Here is a 5,681-nt window from a genome sequence, read left to right as displayed (position 1 = left end):
GAACCGGGCATGGAACCCGGCTATCCCCTCGGACCACGACTCGACCTGCTCAACCGTCACCCCATAGGCACACAGTCAGACCAACGAGCGTCCACACCCACAGTCACGCCCAGATGCGGTTGCAGTATTAATCCGGTGCGGTGCCACGACGGGAAGAGCAGTGGGTCTGACCGGTGCATCGTGCACGGCGTTGAACAAGGTGGGCGCCGCACCACGTGGAGCGCGCTCGGTGCCAGGGGGCGCCCTCAACGGGAGGAGATGTGTTGCGCTGGAAGTCATCGCCCGCGATGAAGTACGCCCGCCGCGCCGGCGGTGTCGTGATCCTGACCGCAGGTCTGCTCTACCTGGCCGGTCCCATGAGCCCGGTCCCGTCCCACCAAAGCTACGGTGGACGGTACTACCGGATCGGTGAGTGCGACGCGGAGGGCCGCCGAGTGGTCTCGCACCGGAGCGAGATCTACGGCGGGTACCGCTGTGAGGCGCACTGGTACTGGGACATCCTCTGGTTGGAGAAGAACAGGTTCGAGACCGCGTGTGCCGCGCGGCCATCCGAGTGTGGTGTCCGGCGGTAGCTGCCGTCTCCACGTCGGTCACCTGGATGCGGTGGATCAGCGCGGCGGTCGGGTTGCGCAGCAATCCGATGATCGTGCCGATCGAGGTCTTCGGCATGGCCGAAGTGTCTTGACCGGCGTGGCTCGAGTGGTGGGGTCGTTGCTGTGGTGGGGTGCTGGGCATGGTCGGGCCGATCACAGGTCGCGGTGGGCGGTGAGGTGGAGGAGTTCCAGGAGCCCGGTGCGGACGTCGTGGGAGAGGTCGAGCACGTCGAGGTGCTGCTCGGCTCGCCGAACGGCTTCGGCGGCGTGATGTTCGGTGAACTCGCGGTCTCCGCAGTCCTCGATGAGGCGTGCGAGGTGGATCAGTTCGTCCGTATCGGGTCGATGCGTGCGCCGGTAGTGGTCCGCCAGGGCAGGCCGTTCTGCGTAATTACCAGTTTTGCGGTATTTTATTACAGATTCGGCCACCCCCGGACATGCGTGGTGGCTGCCGGCCAGCAGCGTGTTCCCGGCAGGAAGATCCCGCTGCTGAGGAACTCTCCAGTGATGTCAGGCCGAGTCCTCGGGGCGGACGGGACGCCGCGAGCCCGATGTGAACGGACGGGCGCGGAGCCCGGAAGTGGCGCAGGGCTGCCCGGCGTCATGGGATCGCCAGGCAGCCCTCGACTGCCGATTGCGCACTCGCCGGCAGCTCCCCCGGCAGGGTGGGTTCGGGCGGCATTCGCCGCCGACCCCGGCCGGGTGACAGACAGCCCCTACGCCGCCTGTACGGAGAAGAACGTGAGCCGGTGCCATGCCGGTTCATCATCACCATATCGGGACGGTCGGCAGCAGTGGAGAAAGCCGTTACAGGGCAGGAAGGTTCGCGCCTGTCGATCGATTGAACCGGCTGCTGCCTCCCATCCGTGGAGTTAAGTGGTGACGCGGGTGTATTTGAGGCCCGATCGGACCCGCGTCACCTCTGGAGCCGCCGTGCTCCATCCCTTGGGAAGCCGGGCCGGTAGCGGTACCCCCGTGGCCGGCCCGGTCGAGGGTTGCATTCGGGTGACGCGGTCTTCGGGGGTCACCCCGGATACGGCCTCGGAACCTGGCCCCGAGCGGCCCGGCGCTGTCCGTAGCCTCCTTGGTCTCTGCCTTCGCGGGGACGTCGACGTCCCATGGCACCGCGCCCAGGCCGTGCCGTCGGACGTCCGGGCGAGAGCCTTACCAGTCAGCCCGCGGGACGGGCCGTCTCCCCTTTGACCTGTGAAGTCCCGGACCGATCAAACGGATGAGCAGCTCGCTTCAGCGTCGACGAGCCTTTCCCGCAGTCGATTCACTGGACAAGGAGTTGTGCATGCACGTTCACGCGACTCGACCCGGGCTGGCTCCGCTGGCCCCGTCCGCACCCGTGATACCGAGCACCGTGCCCATCCGGCGCCGGTAGGCGTAACCCGCGCCATGCTGTTGCTTGTCGCCCCAACGGCCCACGTGCGGACGGCCAGGCTGTTCACCGAGAGTGCTCTGACTTGCTGAAGGCTCTGTCCGGAGATCGGGCGACCGCCGTATTAATCGTTGGCGAACTCTCTGCCAACACGGTGATTCATGGCGGCGCCGACCTGACACTCCATCCCTGATCTTGCAGGGTATCCCCGCCTTTACCTGCGTTCCGCGTAATTCAGGGGCTCTGGAGTTCCTGCCGCGTCGAAGGTGCAGGGCTTGATCAAGTTCCCTGGGTGTCGGGGTTGTTGCAGATGCCCAGGAGTGGGAGGGCTCGTTCGGGATGGTCTCGGATTGCCCGGGTGGTCTTGGCGATGTTGGTGGCTCCGAGGCTCTTGAGCAGGCCGATGGCGAGATTGCGGAAGCTGGCCATGGCTCGGGGGCCGGTGCCGGTGTGGAGGTTGGAGGCGTCCTCGGCGAAGGTCACGTCTCTGACGTGGTGCAGGGCTTCCACGGTCCAGTGGCCGCGGATTGCTGTGGCGAGTTCTGCCGCAGTGGTCTGGTGGGCATCGAGGCTGGTGACGGCGTAGACCGTTTCGCGGGTCTCGCGTCTGCCGCTCTGCTTGCGGCGTCTGTGGACACGCAGGGCCAGTCGGGCGTGGGGGAAGGCGATCCCGCCGAGTTCGTCCGCGATGCCGCAGGTCTTGATCGAGCGGGACTCGCTGCGGCCGTGCCCGGTGCAGGAGGCGGTGTGCTGGACGGCGACGTCGGACCAGGGCAGGGCGGCGAGCTGTCGGTGGGCGGTGGGCTGGTTGCGTTTGATCATGGCGATGTAGTGGGCGTTCCTGGTCTCGACCAGCCAGGTGACGTTCGCCTGGACCGAGTGCAGGGCGTCGAAGGTGACCAGGGCCCCGCTCAGGTCCAGCCCTTCGAGCAGCGGACGGAAGTGCGCGGTCTCGTTCGTCTTCGCTCCGACCTCGGCCTGGGCGAGGGTCAGGGACCGGTGGTGGGTGACTGCGGAGAGCAGGTGCCTGCGGCCGGCGGACAGACGGGCCGTTCCCCTCAGCGACTTGCCGTCGACGGCGATCACCCGCCGTCGCCCGCAAGCCGGTCCCGCACCGTTCCGGTCGGCGAGGTAGGCGCCAACGGCCCGGTCCAAGGCGTCGCCGTCAACAGCCCTCAGGACACGGCCGATCGTGGTCCGCGAAGGAGAGCGGCGCCAACGCAGCGGATGCGGTCGGACTCCGACGGCCGTCAGCACGCTGTCCGGGGCCCGCTCCGCCCACTCCGCGATCTCATCGACGCTCCTGGCCCCCGACACAGCCGCGCAGGCACAGACGAGGAGGATCGCGGTCAGCGGGTGCCAACGGCCCCGCCTAGACCGCGGGTCGGGCACCCGGTCCAGGAAGGACCGCAGGTCAGCGGCGTGTCCGAGGTCCAGCGGACCCAGCTTCGCCAGCACCGGCGGGATGAGGGAGGATGCAACGGCAGGCACGGGCCACCTCATGATCGTTGAGCTTCGACACCCCAATGATCACGAAGCCCGTGCCTGCTCCGCTATGCACCCCGACCGGCCGCGGACCGACAAACCACCCGCCCCCGGAACTTGATCAAGCCCTGTCGAAGGTGCAGGTCAGCGGGTTGGGGGCTGGTGACGCGGGCGGATTCGCCTAGAGACGCGATTTTGCGGATTCGCCTGCGCTGAACTGGAGTTGGTCCGTAGGGTCTGGAGTCGTGTACGTGAAGACGACGAAGCGGGAGAACAAGTCCGGCACGGTCCGGTACCTGCACCTGGCCCACAACGAGTGGGATCCGGTGAAGGGCCGGGCGGTCCCGAAGGTCCTGTTCACGTTCGGCCGTGAGGACGACCTCGACCGGGACGCGGTGAAGCGCCTGGTCGCGTCTCTATCGAGGCTGCTGGAGCCGGGTGAGGCACTGGCGTCGACGGCGGCGGGTGACCTGGAGTTCGTCTCGTCGGTCCCGTTCGGCGGCACCTACGTCCTCGATCATCTCTGGCGGCGGCTGAGGATCGACCGGATCGTCGGGCAGGTCGGGCAGCCCAAACGGGGCCGGCGCCGGGACATGTCGGTGACCGAGCGGGTGCTGTTCTCCCTGGTCGCAAACCGGGCCCTGACGCCGTCGTCGAAGCTGGCCGCCGCGGACTGGGTCACGCACGACGTGCATGTCCAGGGCCTGCCGGCCACCGATGACAACGCCTGCTACCGGGCGATGGACTGGCTCCACGAGGTGACCGACGACCTGGAGAAGCGGGTGTTCGACGAGGTCGCGAACCTCCTCAACCTCGAGGTCGACCTGCTGTTCTTCGACACCACCAGCACCTACTTCGAGCTGGAGGAAGCCGACGAACCCGCCGCCCGCGACGACAGGGGACGCCTCCTGACGGACGATCACCCAATCGCCGAAGAGGACGGCGCGCCCGCCGGCCAAGCCGGGTTCCGCACCTTCGGCAAGTCGAAGGACTCCCGCGACGACCTGCCGCAGATCGTGATCGGGATGGCCGTCACGCGGGACGGGATCCCGGTCCGCGTCTGGTCCTGGCCCGGCAACACCGGTGACCAGAAGGTGATCCGGCAGGTCAAGGACGACATGCGGGACTGGACCCTGAGCAAGATCGTGTGGGTCACCGACCGGGGATTCTCCAGCGAACGCAACCGTCGCCACCTCCGCCAGGGCGACCACGCCTACATCGTCGGCGAGAAACTCCGCTCCGGCAGCCCGGAAGTGAAGGCCGCCCTGTCCCGCCAGGGCCGCTACGGCGAGATCGCCGGGAACATGCGGGTCAAAGAGGTACGGATCTCGGAGACCGAACGGTTCGTCATCTGTCACAACCCCGAAGCCGCCACCCGTGACCAGCACATACGCGAACAGCTCGTCGCCCGGCTCACGGCCCTGATCGAAGACACCGACAAGCTCAGCGACTTCAAGCGCGGCGAACTCCGCGGCAAGCTCGCCGACAAGCCCGGCCTCAACCGCTACCTCCGCACCACCCCGGCCGGCAAGCTCCGCATCGACACCGCGAAGATCAAGACCGAGGAGAACCTCGACGGCAAGTACCTGCTGAGATACTCCGACCCGCACCTGTCGGCCGAGGACATCGCCCTCGGCTACAAGCAGCTCCTCGAAGTCGAGCGGGGCTGGCGGGACATGAAACAGATCATCGACCTGCGGCCCGTCTATCACCGGCTCGAGGAACGGATACGCGCACACGTCGTCCTCTGCTGGCTCGCCCTGCTGCTGATCCGCATCGTCGAGACGACCACCGACGAGACCTGGACGACCATCCGTCGCGAGCTCGACCGGCTCCACCTCGGCACGTTCACCGGCCCCACCGGCCTGTTCCGCCAGGTCACCACCCTCACCAAGCCCCAGACCGACCTCCTGGCCAAGCTCGGCATCCCCACACCGAAGCAGATCATCGCCCTCGAACCCGCACCCCGCTGACCTGCACGAACACCAGCGCCTAGAGAAACGACTCTCAGGCGCCGTCACCCACGTCCACGCAGGTCAGACCCCAGATTCGTGACTCCAGGCCGCTGAATTACGCGGAACGCAGGCTTTAGTACTGCAACCGCATCTGGGCGTGACTGTGGGTGTGGACGCTCGTTGGTCTGACTGTGTGCCTATGGGGTGACGGTTGAGCAGGTCGAGTCGTGGTCCGAGGGGATAGCCGGGTTCCATGCCCGGTTC

General features: G+C 67.2%; 4 protein-coding genes. 2 read left to right on the top strand and 2 right to left on the bottom strand.

The features are described from left to right. Nucleotides 1–263: 263 nt before the first annotated feature. Nucleotides 264–572 carry a hypothetical protein gene (locus SNE206_RS39600; RefSeq protein WP_407918448.1) on the top strand — a complete coding sequence of 103 codons (309 nt, stop codon included), beginning with the start codon at nt 264–266 and terminating at the stop codon, nt 570–572. Nucleotides 573–746: 174 nt separating this feature from the next. Here SNE206_RS39600 and SNE206_RS39595 read toward each other — a convergent pair whose 3' ends face one another. Continuing rightward, nucleotides 747–1,022, bottom strand: a complete 276-nt coding sequence (locus SNE206_RS39595) for a hypothetical protein (RefSeq protein ID WP_407918447.1) — start codon at nt 1,020–1,022, stop codon at nt 747–749. A gap of 1,234 nt (nt 1,023–2,256) precedes the next feature. Beyond that, nucleotides 2,257–3,480 (bottom strand): ISAs1 family transposase, encoded by a 1,224-nt coding sequence (locus tag SNE206_RS39590; RefSeq protein ID WP_407918446.1) that lies wholly within the window; start codon nt 3,478–3,480, stop codon nt 2,257–2,259. 233 nt (nt 3,481–3,713) lie between these two features. Between SNE206_RS39590 and SNE206_RS39585 the strand changes: the two genes are divergently transcribed. Beyond that, on the top strand, nt 3,714–5,435 hold the full coding sequence (locus SNE206_RS39585; protein ID WP_407918445.1) for an IS1634 family transposase: 1,722 nt from the start codon (nt 3,714–3,716) through the stop codon (nt 5,433–5,435). Nucleotides 5,436–5,681: the final 246 nt, after the last annotated feature.

The organism is Kitasatospora sp. NE20-6 (assembly GCF_045862635.1).
The sequence above is the reverse complement of the archived record's forward strand: the minus strand, read 5'-3'. Positions and strand labels throughout refer to the sequence as shown.